We start from the raw sequence: 15,272 nt of genomic DNA on the forward strand, positions 1-15,272 counted from the left end.
CACATAGGTGCCTGACGGAGCCTCGTGAGCTCTCTCGGGATGAGCGGGTGATCTCATACCCGGGTCCACTTCTGGTTGTTCTGGCCGTTACATGTATAGATCTGCGCCTTTGTGCCATTGGCGGTGCCGCTGACGTCCAGGCACTTGTTGGCGCCGACCGCGGTGATGCTGCCGTCGGAGTTGAAGCGCCACTTCTGATTGTTCTGCCCGTTGCAGTCCCAGATGATGACCGCCGTGCCGTTGGCGGTGCCGCCGCCGTTGACGTCGAGGCACTTGTTGCCGTAGACGCGCAGCTCACTGGCGCTGGTGGAGGTCCACTTCTGGTTGTTCTGGCCGTTGCAGTCCCAGATCAGCACCGTCGCGCCATTGCTCTGCGAGGCGCCGTTGACGTCCAGGCAGCGGTTCGACGCCACGCCCCGCAGCGCGGTCGTGCTCGTCGTGGGCGGGGTCGGCGACGCGGACGGAGAAGCGGACGGCGAGGGGGACGGGGAGGGCGAAGGGGACTGCGACGGGCCGCTCAGTTCCTTGACGCGGATGTTCCGGTAGGACACCACGTTGCCGGACCCGTGGTTCTGGATGCCGATGTACCCCTGCTGCAGGGATCGCGCCGGGTTCGTGTTGGTGAAGTCGTTGATCTTGCTGCCGTTCAGGAAGACCTGCAGCCGCTCGCCCTCGACGAGCAGTTCGTAGGTGTTCCACTGACCCGGCGGGTTCAGCGCCGCGTCACGTGCGGCGAGGTCGGCCGACTTGACGCCGTAGATCGCCCCGGTCGTCTTGTCCGCGGTGTCGGTGGCGTCGATCTGGACCTCGTACCCCGTGTCGAGGGCCGTCTGGGGGTCGCTGGTGGCCGGGAACCCGACGATCACGCCGGAGTTGGAGTCGCCGGTCATCCTCCAGTCGAGCTTGAGGGAGTAGGAGCCGAACTCCTTGGCGTTGTACCACAGCATGCCCATGCCGCCCTGGGAGGTCAGCGTGGCGTCGCTGTTGGTGAACGAGCCGGGCCCGGCCTGCGTCCAGCCGGAGGTCGACCCGTTGTAGAGAGTCGTGTAGCCGGTCTCGGGACGGCAGTCGGCGTTCGTGGCCTTGGCCGCGTAACGGATGCCGCCGAGCAGCAGGGTGCGGAAGTTGGAATCGGAGTACGACTCCTGGGTGTGTCCGAGACCGGTGTAGAACGACCGGCCGGACGCCTGCGGGTGGCACCAGGTGATCGGGTGGTCGCCCATGTTCCCGCCGCTGTAGCTGCTCTCGTTCAGGCTCTGCAGCACGTGCACGTTGGCGCGCGGGTTGGTGCGGTAGTTGTACCACTCGTCGGTGCGCGTCCAGGTCTGCCCGAGGTGGGCGGTGGCGCCGTGCGCGCGGTCCTCCTGCTTGAGGGTGGCCTGCTGGATCGCCGGGTGGTTGTTGAACCAGGCGCCCATCAGCTGACCGTAGTAGGGCCAGTCGTACTCGGTGTCGGACGCCGAGTGCACGCCCACGTAACCGCCTCCGCCGTCCACGTACGACTGGAAGGCGGTCTGCTGGGTGGCGTTCAGCACGTCGCCGGTGGTGCTGAGGAACACCACGGCCTTGTACTGCGCGAGGTTGCCCGACGTGAACGCGTTCGCGTCCTCCGTGGCGTCCACGGCGAAGTCGTTGGCGGCGCCGAGTTCGCGGATGGCCTGGATGCCGGCGGGGATGGAGTCGTGCCGGAACGCGGCCGTCTTGGAGAACACCAGCACCTTGAAGGCGGCGGCCTGGGCGTGCGTGGCGGGGACCACCATCGCGGCGGCGGCGGTGGTGAACGCCACCGCGGTCGCCGACAGGCGTCGCAGCACCGATGTCTTCCGGTCGCTCCCCGCGCCGCGCCCGGAGGCTGCGGGGGTCAGATGTCGCAGCATGGATTTCCTTTCGTCGCGGCGCCCGGCGCGGTCCCCGTCTCGTCGTCGAGGGCGGGGCCGTGCCGGGCGCCGCATCAGGTGGTCGGTCGGATGGTGGGGAGTGGTCTGCGGGACGGCGTCAGACGCGTGTCCACTTCTGGTTGTTGCCGCCGGTGCACGACCAGATCTGCACCTTGGTGCCGTTGGCCGTGCCGCTGCTCGCCACGTCCAGGCACTTGTTGGCCCCGACCGCGGTGATCGTGCCGTCGGAGTTGAAGCGCCACTTCTGGTTGTTCTGGCCGTTGCAGTCCCAGATGATCACCGCGGTGCCGTCGGCGGTGCCGCCGCCGTTCACGTCGAGGCACTTGTTGCCGTAGACCCGCAGCTCACTGGCGCTGGTGGAGGTCCACTTCTGGTTGTTCTGGCCGTTGCAGTCCCAGATCAGCACCGTCGCGCCGTTGCTCTGCGACGCGCCGTTGACGTCCAGGCACCGGCCCGACGCCACGCCCTTGATCGAGGTCGTGCTCCCCGCGGGAGGAGTGGGCGAGGCCGACGGCGACACCGACGGAGACGGAGACGGAGACGGAGAGCTGGAGGTGCCGGTGTCGAGGGTGAAGGCGTCCAGGTCGAACAGGTATCCCTGCCCGGTCGCCCCGCGGAACACCAGATACAGCGTGGCCGTCCCCGCCGGCGCTCCGCTGAGGTTCGCCGAGACGTCGGCGAAGGTCTCCCATCCGCCGGTGGCCGCAACGGTCACCGTGCCCAGCAGCGTGCCGGTCGCCGAGCCCGCCCGCACCTCCAGCCGGCCGCCCGCGCCGCCGGACGACACCCGCGCGGTGATGCGCGTGGCGTTGGCGAGGTTGTAGGGGGTGAAGGAGATCCAGTCGCCGTCGTCGGTGTAGCCGACGGTCTTGCCGCCCTCGGCGGTGGTGTGGTCGGCCGTCTGCAGGCCCTGCTGCGCGCCGAAGTGCTCGGCCTGGCGGTGCCGCGGCTGCAGCGTCCGGACGACGGTGGTGGTCAGGCCGCCCTTGTCGGTGTAGGACGCCTGCAGCACCCCGTAGATGTTGGCCGCCGAGTCGTGCTCACCGTCGACCGGCACCGCGATCGACCCCGAACACCCCGACTTGGAGGTGATCTGGTGGGCGTGGCTGTCGTGCCCCAGGGAGTAGGTGACCGACACCGCCGAGCAGTCGATCGTCCCGTCCTCCGGATCGGACACGCTGACCTGGAAGGGCACCGTGTCGCCGAAGGAGAACAACTGCCCCTCCACCGGCGAGGTGAGCGCCACCGACGGCGCGGTGTTGCCCACGTTCACGGTCACACTCGCCGTGCCGGTCAGCCCCTGCGGGTCACGGACGGTGAGCGTCGCGGTGTAGGTGCCGTTGGTGGTGTAGGTCTTGGCCGGGTTGGCCGACGTGGAGGTGGTCCCGTCGCCGAAGTTCCACGAGTACGACAGTGTGCCGCCCTCGGGGTCGGAGCTGCCCGCGGAGGAGAAGTTCACCGTCAGCGGCGCCGCGCCGGAGGTCTTGTCCGCGCTGGCTTTGGCGATCGGGTTGCGGTTGGCCTTGCCGATGTACTCGATCCGGTACAGCGCCTGGTTGTTGGACCCGGTGCCGTAGTCCAGGACGTACAGCGCGCCGTCCGGGCCGAAGGCCATGTCCATCACCTGCGTCCCCGACCAGGGGAACGCGCTGATCTCGCCGTACCCGCCGTCGGAGCGGACCTCGATGGCCTTGATCCACTTGCGGCCGTACTCACCGGCGAAGAAACGCCCGTCCAGCGCCTGGGGGAACTTCACCGACGAGTTCAGGTTCGGGTCGTACCGGTAGACCGGTCCGCCCATCGGCGACTCGGACCCGCCGCCGAACTCCGGCGGCGAACCGGCGTCCCCTCCGTACCGGATCCAGGCCGGCTTGGCCGCCGGGAGCGTGGTGAGCCCGGTGTTGCGGAAGGAGTTGTTGGTCGGACCGCCCGCGCAGTTGTACTTGGGGCCGGTGCTGTTGGTGGCGAAGTTCCACTCGTTGTAGGTCTCGTTCGTGCTGTTGGACCCGGTGCAGTACGGCCACCCGAAGTTCCCCGCGCTGGTGATGCGGTTGAACTCCACCTGCCCTTGCGGCCCGCGGTTGGAGTTGGTCGACCCCGCGTCCGGTCCGTAGTCGCCCAGGTAGACCACCCCGGTGGCCTTGTCCACGCTCATCCGGAACGGGTTGCGCAACCCCATCGCGTAGATCTCCGGCCGCGTCTTGGCCGTCCCCGGCGCGAACAGGTTCCCGCTCGGGATCGTGTACGACCCGTCCGGCTGCGGCTTGATCCGCAGCAGCTTGCCCCGCAGGTCGTTGGTGTTGGCCGCGGTGCGCTGCACGTCGTACTGCGGGTTGCGGTCCGTGCGCTCGTCCAGCGGCGAATACCCCGCCGACTCGAACGGGTTGCTGTCGTCGCCCGTGGTCAGGTAGAGGTTCCCGGCCGCGTCGAAGTCGATGTCACCGCCCACGTGGCAGCACATGCCCCGGTCGTTCGGCACCTCCAGCACGACCTTCTCACTGCTCAGGTCCAGCGTGTCGTCGGACTTGAGCGTGAAGCGGGAGAGGTTCAGGTGCCCCTTCCACTGGTCGAACTGCGACTGTGTGCCGTTGGAGGGGGCGTCCCCAGTCGGGGTGCTCAGCCGCGGCGAGTAGTACAGCCAGACGTAGCGGTTGGTCGCGAAGTTCGGGTCGACCGCGACCCCCTGCAACCCCTCCTCGTCATGGGTGTAGACGTTCAGCTTGGCGGCGACCTTCGTGGTGCCGTTGACATCGGTGATCCGCACCGTGCCGTCACGAGCGGTGTGCAACACCGATCGGTTCGGCAACACCGCCAGCGACATCGCCTCACCCAGTTCCCCGCCACCGGTCGCCAGCGCGATCTGCTGGTAGTCGGAGGCCGGGATCGTCAACGCATTCGCCGCCGGCACATTCAGCGCCATCGGCACAGGAGCCAGCAGCGCCAGCGTGGCCAGCATCACCGGCCACGGACGTCGGGACATAAGAGAGATTCCTTCCTGACATGAGATGCAGTCGGGCAAAGGCGCGCGCCGCCGCGCTGTTGCCGGTGGACGAGGTTCCGGGAGGGGTGCCGCCTCCGGTTCGGTTCGTGGTCAGACGCGGGTCCACTTCTGGTTGGCGCCGCCGGTGCAGGACCAGATCTGGACCCTGGTGCCGTTGGCGGTGCCGTTCCCGGACACGTCCAGGCACTTGTTCGCCCCGACCGCGGTGATGCTGCCGTCGGAGTTGAAGCGCCACTTCTGGTTGTTCTGGCCGTTGCAGTCCCAGATGATCACCGCGCTGCCGTCGGCGGTGCCGCCGCCGTTGACGTCCAGGCACTTGTTGCCGTACACCCGCAACTCGCCCGCGCTGGTGGAGGTCCACTTCTGGTTGTTCTGGCCGTTGCAGTCCCAGATCAGCACCGTCGCGCCGTTGCTCTGCGACGCGCCGTTGACGTCCAGGCACCGGCCCGACGCCACGCCCCTGAGCGCGCTCGTGCCCCCTGCGGGCGGAGTGCCCGTCGGAGTCGAGGTGGGCGTCGAGGTGGGTGTGGAGGTCGGGGTCGAGGTCGGACTGGCCGTCGGACCGCCGCCGGGCGGGTCGAGCGGGCAGCTGGCCATGTACTTGGAGATGCCGTTCGCGTTGGTCAGCGCCGGGCACAGGAACGGCGCGTAACGCGTGTCCCTGTCGACGAACAGCTTCAGCCAGACCATCATGGTGCGCGCGAAGGCGCCCGAGTTGCCGCCGCCCCCACCGGCCGGGAAGCCGTGCCCCTCGTTCGCGATCTCGACGTACGCGCGCTCGACGCCGGCGGGGATCGTGTTGTACGCGTTCTGGGCGTACTGCGGGGTCACCGTTCCGTCGGTCTGGCCGGCGAAGGTGATCGTGGGGCTCTTGATGCCCGAGAGGCTGCCGTCGGGCACGTACGGCGCCTGCCCGACCGCGGTCAGCAGCGAGGGCCGCTGGTCGGCCGCGAGGATGGCCCCGCCGCCGCCCATCGAGTGGCCGCCCACCGCCAGCCGGTTGCGGTCGACCCGGTCCCGTACGGAACTGCTGTTGACCAGGTAGTCCAGCGCGGCGAGCAACTGCGCGGCCCGGGCGTCGGCGTAGTCGTTGAGGGTGTTGGTCTCGATCCCGATCACGACGAACCCGAACGAGGCGAGCCTCGGGCCCTGCCAGGCGTAGTAGCTCCAGGCGGTGTTGAAGCCGGGGGCGATCGCGATCGCGCCGAAGGTGCCCTGGCTGGTGTCGGTCGGGTAGTAGATGACCCCGCCGCCGAATCCGTTGCCCCTGGGAACGGTCACCTGGGCGGTGGCGAAGGGACCGCGGTCCGCGGCGATGCTCGCCGCGGTGGGCGCGGGCCCGCGCTGGTAGGGGTTGTCGGCGGCGGACGCGGCGGACGGCCATCCCGCCGCGCCGGCCATCGCCAGGAGAACGGTCACGATCCCGGCGAGGACGGCGGCTGCGAAGCGCCGCGGTCCGATGTCGTACTCGGGGAGCGCCCTGCGGGAGGCCGGCTCCGGGACTTGCGGTGAGGACACTACTGCTCCTGCGGGATGGGGGACTCGCGTTCGAGGGGTGCGGCCGAGGCGGCCGGCGCGGACGAGAGCGGCTCTACAGGTGCCCGGAACCGGAAGGGCGCGGCGTGCCGCCGGATCCGCCGATCCGGCGGCGGCCGCCGCACCGTGCTCCGCCGGGGCGAGGGGTCGCCCCGGCGGAGCCTTGTGTCAGATGCGGGTCCACTTCTGGTTGGCGCCGCCGGTGCAGGACCAGATCTGGACCCTGGTGCCGTTGGCGGTGCCGGCGCCGCTGACGTCCAGGCACTTGTTCGCCCCGACCGCGGTGATGCTGCCGTCGGAGTTGAAGCGCCACTTCTGGTTGTTCTGGCCGTTGCAGTCCCAGATGATCACCGCGCTGCCGTCGGCGGTGCCGCCGCCGTTGACGTCCAGGCACTTGTTGCCGTACACCCGCAACTCGCCCGCGCTGGTGGAGGTCCACTGCTGGTTGTTCTGGCCGTTGCAGTCCCAGATCAGCACCGTCGCGCCGTTCGACTGCGAGGCGCCGTTCACGTCCAGGCAGCGGTTCGACGCCACACCCCGGAGCGCGCTCGTGCTCCCGGCGGGCGGAGTGGGCGACGCGGACGGCGAGGCCGAGGGCGACGACGTGCCGCCGCTCTGGGGCCCGGCGGCCGCCATCACGGCCTGCGCGCCGGACGGCCAGTTGTTGTTGGAGACGACGACGTTGTTGTTGACGACGTTGCCGCGGTCGCCGTTCGTGATGTTGGTGCTGCTGTTGGTCGACCAGTTGCCGGTGACGGTGAAGTTGCCCATGTTCTCACCGCCCCAGTAGTTGGCCGTGGCCCAGGTGCCGGTGTTCGACAGGACGTTGTTCCTGACGGTGTAGTACTTCGAGCCCTCGTCGAAGTAGACGCCGAACCAGCCGTTGGTCCGCAGGCAGTAGTTGTCGCTGATCACGGCGCCGGGGTTCCAGGACAGCGTGTAGATGCACCCGCCGTCCGTCATCTGCTGCATGACGTCGTGCACGTAGTTGCCGACGAGCTTGTTGCCGGACGCGGTGGTGGCGGTGGTGTACCGCGGCTGGTAGTTGTACAGCCCGCGGTTGGCGTAGTTGGTGCTGCCGCCGGGCTCGTTGGCGCCCCACCCGTAGCCGATCGACATGCCGGTGTACGGCAGGTTGTAGACCTCGTTGTGCGAGACGTTCGAGGTGGTGACGTAGGTGGTCAGGACCGAGACGATGCCCCGGTAGTCCAGGCCGAGGTCGTGGATCCGGTTGTTGCTGACCGTGATGTTCCGGTTGACCATCCGCTGGTCGCTCGGGTGGTGCGCGTCGGCGCGCACCCCGCCGGCCACGACCCCGCCGGCCGAGTTGCGGGCGATCTCGGACCGGGTGACCGTGATGTCGCTCGCGCCCAGGCCCACGCCGCTGGCGTGCGCGTTCGCGTCGTTGCCGATGCCGATGGCCGTCTGGCCCAGGTTGACGAACTGCGAGTCGGTGAAGGTGATGTTGTTCGCGGCGGACACCTGGACCGCGGCGGGCATCTGGTACCAGTTCGGCCGCGTGGACTCGAACGCCTGGCAGCCCTCCTGGCAGGAGGTCAGCCGGTCGCCGGGCCAGTTGTAGTTGCCCGCGATGTAGGCGCCGGTCTGCTGGTCCACGAAGCCCTGGTTGCTGCTGGGGCCGAGCCACGTCGTGCCGGTGAACGTGATGCCGCTGAAGGTGATGTGGTGCGCGGGCGAGTCGTAGGTGCCCCCGACGTCGACCAGCGACTGCAGCACCGGCAGCTCGACGGCGACGTTGTTGATGTTCTGCCCCGACGCCGGGATGTAGTACAGGACGCCGGTCCCGGGGTTGATGTACCACTCACCCGGGGAGTCCAGGAACTCGTACGCGTTCTCCAGGTACAGCGCGCCCGCCCGGTGCGGCTGACTGAAGGTGTCGTACCCGAAAGTGTTGTTGTTCCAGCCGGGCTGCTGCATCGTGATGAAGTTGCCGCTGATGCTCTGCACCGTCACGTACCGGTCGGTGAACGAGCCCACGCTCTCCATCTCGACCCGGTTCTGGTTGGCGAGATTGTTCAGGTAGCTCAGCGCGCTGCTGCTGAACCTCATCCCGGTGGTGGTCGCGGTGAAGTCGTTCCGGTTCACCTGGGTGCGGGCGCGCGTGGCGAGGGCGCCGTTGACGTACAGCTGCCGGGTGTCGATCCCCGTGCCGACGTTGGCGCGCCAGATGTTCTTCCCGGAGTCGGCCAGCGACCACCCGGTGACCGCCCGGGCTCCGCTGATCACCGGGCGGGCGCCCTGCGCGGCCTGCCACTTGACGCTGTAGCCGTTGGTGCCGGAGTCCGCGGCGGTGAATCTCAACGGCGAGGTCTGCCGGTACACGCCGTCGGCGAGCTCGACGACGATGTCACCGGACATGGCGCTGTTCTGCGACCGCACCGCCGTCTGCGCCGCCGGCAGCGAGCAGGGCTGGGCGGAGGTGCAGGCGGTGCCGGTTCCGGAGGGGGACGCGTACAGGGTCGTGGTGGCCGCGAGGGCCGGGGTGGCCGGGGCGACGAGGGCGAACGCCGCGGCCAGCGCCGCGGCGACGATGCCGGTGAGGACCGGTCTCGGCGCCGTGACGGGTGAAGGTGACTGCACGGTGGTTCCTTTGGGGGGTAGGGGGGTGGTCAGGTCACGCCCTCCTCAGGCAGGTCACTCCCTCCCGAGGTGGAGGCCGTCGCCGAACGGTGAGGGGTACGACGGCGGCCGGCTGCCTCACCGGCGGCACCACGAGGGGACGCCTGGCGAAGCGGGGCTGTGGACGTCGACGTGGCCGGCCGGGGTGCGGAGGGCCGCGCAGCGCCTCCCACACCCCGCCCATGTGATCCAGCCGCGGAGATTCCGGAACGAGCTCTCCCACCGGGATCTCGCTACCAATTACGATCGGAGCGCTGATGCCCGTCAAGACCTTAAGCCCACTTATTTCATCGTGCGCACATCGGCGCCCGAGCCACAGTTATCCTTTTCTCCTCGTTCACCTGTGGTTACGTCCGCCGGCGTATTCGCCGGTGCCGACCATCCCGAATGAATCGTTCAGATGTGTCGTACTGATCGGACGTACGTGCCCCACGGAAAGACAACTCCGATCAGTCATACTCTGCAGGGAACGGCGAGGAGGGAGCACGGTGACCGACACCCCCCGTGAGAGCGGATACCGGCCGGGCTACGAGGTGGCCGCGGAGCAGGTGCTCGAGTTGATCGTCCGGCTGGGCCTGCGTCCGGGGGACCGCATGCCGACCGAGAACGACCTGGCCCGGGAGCTGGGCACCAGCCGCACCGTCGTCCGCGAGGCGGTGAAGATACTCTCCGCGCTCGGACGGGTGCGCGCCCAGAAGGGGCGCGGCCTCTACGTGGCCGACGACGAGGGGATGCTCGGCACCGGGCGCCGGGCGGCCTTCTTCCTCCCGACCGACCTGGACCACGTCTACATGCTGTTCGAGTTCCGCCGGACGCAGGAGATGGAGACCAGCCGGCTGGCCGCCCGGCGCGCCACCCCTGCCGAGCTGCGGGCCATCGAGGAGGCGGCCGGCATGTGCCGGCACGGCTTCGAGACCGGACGCGAGGACCTGTTCAACGAGGGCGACGACACCTTCCACACCGCCATCGCCACCGCCTCCCACAACATGTTCCTTCAGATCGCGGTGCGGGAGGCCCGGCGCCTGCAGGCCCAGTCGAGCCTCATCGGGCTGCGGGGCTCGGTGGGCGGGCACGCCGCCAAGGCCGTCGAGGAGCACGACGCCATCTCCCAGGCCATCCGCGCTGGCGACCCGGAAGCGGCCGCCCAGGCCGCCGCCACGCACATCGACAACACTCTCGACGACTATCGCAGGGAGATCCAGCAGCGCCTCTTCTCCTCCGACCGGTGACGGCCGGGCCGCGAAGCACCAGAACCGGTTCGACGTCAGCGGCACGACCGGGGACGTGAACCGCACGCCCGGCGGATGAACGTTTCATCGACTGCGCCGACCGAAAACGCAGGGCATCCGGATCGGAGAGGGCTTTCGGCAGGCAGCCGGTGACACAGAGCCTTGACAGGGAGTCCGCCCGTCGTATGTGCTACACGGTGCACCGCCGTCTTCCCCGTCTCCAGCTCGCTCGCTTGGTATCGAATCGATTCGCCTCTCCAGCGGCGACCGGCTTCGATCGGCTTTTCCGCCGTTCACGCCGGTCCTAGGCAGTCGCCGGGCCGCGCGCCTTCCCCAGCGCGCCCCTTTCCGAGCGAGCCTGTCCCCGCGACGCCCTACCCCAAGGAGTACGACAATGCGACCTCCATCCGTTCCCCCACCGGGCCGCGCGACGCGTGGGCGGCGCTCACGGGCGGCCGTCGTCGTGTCCGTCCTCGCGGTGCCGGCGACCCTCGTGGCCACCGCCCTGACATGGGCGGCGCCTGCCTCCGCGGCCACCACGCCGCTGGTCGGCGTGGGGTCGGGGCGGTGCCTGGACGTCAGCGGCGCGTCCCAGGCCAACGGCGCGCAGGTGAACATCTGGGACTGCAACGGGCAGGCCAACCAGCAGTGGACCACGACCAGCGCCGGTGAGCTGCGCGTCTACGGCAACAAGTGCCTGGACGTCTACGGAGGCGGCACGGCCGACGGCACCGCGGTCATCATCTGGGACTGCAACGGCCAGAACAACCAGAAGTGGCGCCTGAACTCCGACGGCACCATCACGGCCGTCGGCGCGAACAAGTGCCTGGACGTGTCGAACTACGGCACGGCCAACGGCAGCAAGGTGCACATCTGGACCTGCCACGGCGGCACCAACCAGCAGTGGACCACCGGAGCCCAGCCCAGCCAGACGCCGACCACGTCGCCGACCTCGTCACCGACCCCGCCGCCGCCCGGCGCGCGCCCGTGCGACATCTACGCCTCGGGCGGCACAGCGTGCGTGGCCGCGCACAGCACGACGCGGGCGCTCTACGGCTCCTACACGGGCAACCTGTACCAGGTCAGGCGCTCCTCCGACAACACGACCCGCAACATCGCCGTCCTGACCGCGGGCGGTGTCGCCGACGCCGCTGCTCAGGACTCGTTCTGTGCCGGCACCACCTGTGTCATCACGGTCGTGTACGACCAGTCGGGGCGGGGCAACGACCTGTGGTACCAGGGCTCCAGCGTGGTTCCCGGATCCCCCCAGAGCAAACCCGCGGTCGCGACCACCGAGTCCCTCACCGTCGGCGGCAACAAGGCCTACTCCCTCTACATCAACCCCGGCAACAGCTACTGGCGGGACGGTCACCTGACCGGCGTGCCCACGGGCAGCGCGCCCGAGGGCATGTACATGGTGACCAGCGGCACCCACGTCAACAGCGGCTGCTGCTTCGACTACGGCAACAGCGAGACCACCCGCAAGGCCGACGCCGCCGGAGCCATGGACGCCATCAACTTCAGCAAGCAGTGCTGGTTCGGCGGCTGCTCCGGAAGCGGCCCCTGGGTCCAGGCCGACCTCGAATGGGGCCTGTATCCCGGCGGCAGCCAATCCTGGAACCCCAACCAGCGCGCCTTCACCAGCAAGTTCGTCACCGCCACGCTGAAGAACAACGGCACCTCCCGCTTCGCCATGAAGGGCAGCAACGCCCAGTCCGGCACCCTCTACACCCTCTACGACGGCGCGCTGCCCGGCGGCTACAGCCCGATGAAGAAGCAGGGCGCGATCATCCTCGGCAGCGGCGGCGACTGCTGCAAGCCCGACGGCGGCGCCAACCTCAGCGCCGGCACCTTCTACGAAGGCGCCATGGTCGCCGGCTATCCCTCCGACGCCACCGAGAACGCCGTCCAGGCCGAGATCGTGGCCGCCGGCTACCGCTGACCCGCTCCCGGGACAGGAGCCTCACCGAACCCGGACGCCGGCCACTCGGTGGAAGCAGGACAGTCCCGGAGCACGGCCGATGACCAAGGGGCCGGCCGCCACCGCGGCCGGCCCCCGGTCATGGTCCGGGCTCGGATGTGCCCGGATCAGCTCACGCCGAAGTCGGCGAAGCCGAACTGACCCGTCACGCCCGCGGCGTGGGACGTGGCGATCAGTCCCGCGTCCTGCCTGTCGGCGATGCCGGGCAGGGTCGCGGTCGGGCCGACCTTGGTCCAGGCGGTGCCGTTGGTGGAGTAGTAGCCGCTCACCTGGTCGCCGGAGCGGACGAGGCGGACCCAGGCGGGCGCCCTGATTCCCGAGACCCCGCTGAACGAGTCGAGGTAGCCGTTGCCGTCGGAGTCCCACTGGAAGGCGACCCCGTTGCCCGGCGTGACCACCATGACGGCGTACCCGGGCGACGAGCCCGTGCCGGTGACGTCGTTGCGGAGCACGACCCCCGCCTTGGCCCAGGCGTTGGTGTTGTCCATCTGGGTGACCCGCGCGGTCACGGTCGACGTGCTCCCGGCCGCGTCGTCCCGGTAGACGACGCCGTACTCGTCGAAGGACCCGGCGGCGTCCTGCCAGATGTCGGTTCCCTCGGTGAGGATGGCGTACTCGGATCCGGCCTCCGCGAACCGGCTCGGCACGGAGCCGTGGGCCTTCAGGGAGGTCAGCGGGTTGATCGCGGTCAGGGTCAGCGACCTGTCCACCGTGTAGCCGGTCTTGCCGGCGCTGAAGCTCACCGACGCCTTGACCGCCGCGCGGCTGACCGGTGTCGTGAACGAGCCGGGTGCGGTGATCTTCCACGTCTCGGTGGCCGAGGCGCCGGCGGCGAGCCCGCGCTTCACCGGCTTGCCGATGCGTTCGGCCTGCCAGCCCTCGGGAACGGTGATCGAGACGGCCAGGTCGGCGGCCCGGCCGTCACTCACGTTCGCGATCGTGGCGGTGACGGTGGCCGAACCACCGGTGCTCACACCGGCCGGGTCGGCCGTCAGAGAGACGCCGAGCGGGGGGCGCTGCGGGTCGGGTTCGCCGCGGTACTTCCCGGTGGGACCAGCCTCGTAGACGATCCGGGCGGCCTCGGCGGGAATGTTGCCGGCGCTGATGGTCACGTTGTCCCTGACGACGTTCCCGCGCTGGCCGTTCACCAGGCCGGTGATCGCGGGGTTGGTGGAGAAGTTGCCGATCAGCGTGAGGTCACCGGTGTGGTTGCCGTTCTGGTTGTTGGCGTGCGCCCACTGCGCGGCGGTGCCGACGAACACGTTGTGGCTCGCGCTCAGATACCGGGAACCCTCGTCGAAGTACAGACCGAGCTGTCCGCTGCTCTCGCAGTAGTTCTCGTCGATCGTGCTGCGGGGTATTGCCGAGAGCGTGTAGATGCAGCCGGCGTCGAACATGGTCTGCACGACCTTGCGCACGTGGTTGCCCACCACGCGGACGTCGCTAAGAGTCGTCGGCGTGTCGTAGAGCGGCTGGAAGTCGTACAGCCCGCGGTTGATGTACTCCGGGCTGCCGCCCGGGTCGTTGGCACCCCAGCCGTAGCCGATGCCGATGCCGGTGTACGGCATGTCGGAGACGTAGTTGTGCTCGATGGCCAGCCGGGTGACGTAGCTGGCGAAGATCCCGTCCTGGTCCAGGTATTCGAGGGCGGTCGCGTAGACGCGGTTGTCACGCAGGAGGATGTCGCTGTTGACCATGCGGGGATCGGACGGGTGGTGCGCGTCCGGGCGTATGCCGCCGACCACGATGCCGCCTCCGGCGCTCGCGGTGAACGTGCTCCCCACGACCGACACCTTGTGCGCGCCGAGTCCCACGCCGGTGGCGTGGGCGTTGGCGTCGTTGCCGATGCCGAGCCCGACGGAACCGAGGTTCACGAAGGTGCTGTCCACGAAGGCGATGTCCTCCGCGGCCGACACCTGCACCGCCGCGGCCGCCTGCGCCCAGTTGTTACGGGCCGCCTCGAATCCCTTGCAGCCGGAGGAGCACGAGGTGAACGCGTCCGGCGGCCGATGGGGCTGGACGCCGCTTATGAAGGCGCCGGTCTGCTGGTTCGCGTAGCCGTCGGAGGTGCCGGGGTGCAGCCAGGTGGTGCCGGTGAAGGTCAGGCCCTCGAACCGGAGGTTGCGGGCCGGTTCGTCGTAGGTGCCGCCGACCTGGACCAGCGACTCCAGCCGGGGCAGCTCGGCCCGCACCTGCGAGATGTCCTGCCCGGGGAGCGGTTTGTAGTACAGCGTTCCAGCGGTGGTATCCAGATACCACTCGCCGGGCTCATCCAGGAATTTCCTGGAATTGAGCAGGAAGAACTTCGGCGTCCGGAACGGAGCCTGGATGGCGTCGTACCCGTAGGTGTTGTTGTCCCAGGCCGGCTGCTGCATGACGACGGTGGAACCGGAGATGCTCTCCACCGGCGCGAACCGGTTGGTGAACGAGAGCATCGCCTGGAAGTCGATGCGCTTCTGGTCGGGAAGCGTGGCGAGATAGGCGAGATCCGGGTTCCTGATGGTGAAGCCGATGGGAGTCAGGGTGATGTCGGACCGTGCCACGCTGATCCGTGCGCGCTGCGCGGGTTTCCCGTCCACGTAGAGCTGGCGGGTGTCGAACCCGGTGCCGACGTGGGCCTTGTAGACACCGGTGGCGGCGTCGTCGACCTCCCAACCGGTGACGGGCGTGGCACCGCTCAGCACGGGCGTGGCCCCGCGCGCGGCCGTCCAGGTGACGGTGTGCCCGTTCCGGCCGGAGTCGGCGGCGTCGAAACGCAGCGGCGAGGTCAGCCGGTAGGTCCCGTCCAGGAGTTCGACCGTGACGTCGCGCTTCCCCTCGGCCGCCGCGACACGGGCCCGCCGTTGTGCCTCCCCGAGGGTGGCCAGCGGCCGGCCCCTGTTGCCCGGGCCGTTGTCGTCGGCGTTCTTGGCTCCGGCGGGCGCCACCACGATCCTGTCGGCGGCCCCGGCCGCTTCCGCCCGGGCGGCGCCCGGCCCGGCGAACAT

7 protein-coding genes are annotated in these 15,272 nt (G+C 69.4%); 2 read left to right on the plus strand and 5 right to left on the minus strand.

What is annotated here, in order from left to right; genetic code table 11:
* Positions 1 to 53 precede the first annotated feature (53 nt).
* The 4 genes from HHX30_RS27590 to HHX30_RS43435 form a co-directional block, all read right to left on the minus strand.
* Positions 54 to 1,877 carry a ThuA domain-containing protein gene (locus tag HHX30_RS27590; protein WP_211592593.1) on the minus strand — a complete coding sequence of 608 codons (1,824 nt, stop codon included), beginning with the start codon at positions 1,875 to 1,877 and terminating at the stop codon, positions 54 to 56.
* 118 nt (positions 1,878 to 1,995) lie between these two features.
* A complete protein-coding gene (locus tag HHX30_RS27595; RefSeq protein WP_169985064.1) occupies positions 1,996 to 4,878 on the minus strand; it encodes a lectin in 2,883 nt (960 codons plus the stop codon).
* A gap of 111 nt (positions 4,879 to 4,989) precedes the next feature.
* On the minus strand, positions 4,990 to 6,417 hold the full coding sequence (locus tag HHX30_RS41985) for an RICIN domain-containing protein (RefSeq protein ID WP_311922890.1): 1,428 nt from the start codon (positions 6,415 to 6,417) through the stop codon (positions 4,990 to 4,992).
* 186 nt (positions 6,418 to 6,603) lie between these two features.
* A complete protein-coding gene (locus HHX30_RS43435; RefSeq protein ID WP_169985066.1) occupies positions 6,604 to 9,036 on the minus strand; it encodes an RICIN domain-containing protein in 2,433 nt (810 codons plus the stop codon).
* Between the two features lie 527 nt (positions 9,037 to 9,563).
* Between HHX30_RS43435 and HHX30_RS27610 the strand changes: the two genes are divergently transcribed.
* Positions 9,564 to 10,304: a FadR/GntR family transcriptional regulator gene (locus HHX30_RS27610; protein WP_169985068.1), complete on the plus strand. Its 741-nt coding sequence runs from the start codon at positions 9,564 to 9,566 to the stop codon at positions 10,302 to 10,304.
* A 394-nt stretch (positions 10,305 to 10,698) separates the two neighbouring features.
* Positions 10,699 to 12,246 (plus strand): arabinofuranosidase catalytic domain-containing protein, encoded by a 1,548-nt coding sequence (locus HHX30_RS27615; RefSeq protein ID WP_169985070.1) that lies wholly within the window; start codon positions 10,699 to 10,701, stop codon positions 12,244 to 12,246.
* A gap of 146 nt (positions 12,247 to 12,392) precedes the next feature.
* Here the strand turns inward: HHX30_RS27615 and HHX30_RS27620 are convergent, their stop codons facing one another.
* On the minus strand, positions 12,393 to 15,272 hold the full coding sequence (locus tag HHX30_RS27620) for an NEW3 domain-containing protein (RefSeq protein WP_211592594.1): 2,880 nt from the start codon (positions 15,270 to 15,272) through the stop codon (positions 12,393 to 12,395).

Source organism: Microbispora sp. H10836 (genome assembly GCF_012999525.1).
Classification (GTDB): Bacteria; Actinomycetota; Actinomycetes; order Streptosporangiales; family Streptosporangiaceae; genus Microbispora.

Coding starts and splice junctions, on each gene's coding strand:
- HHX30_RS27590 (WP_211592593.1), bottom strand. CDS start 1,877: ATGCTGCGACATCTGACCCCCGCAGCCTCCGGGCGCGGCGCGGGGAGC.
- HHX30_RS27595 (WP_169985064.1), bottom strand. CDS start 4,878: ATGTCCCGACGTCCGTGGCCGGTGATGCTGGCCACGCTGGCGCTGCTG.
- HHX30_RS27615 (WP_169985070.1), top strand. CDS start 10,699: ATGCGACCTCCATCCGTTCCCCCACCGGGCCGCGCGACGCGTGGGCGG.
- HHX30_RS27620 (WP_211592594.1), bottom strand. CDS start 15,272: ATGTTCGCCGGGCCGGGCGCCGCCCGGGCGGAAGCGGCCGGGGCCGCC.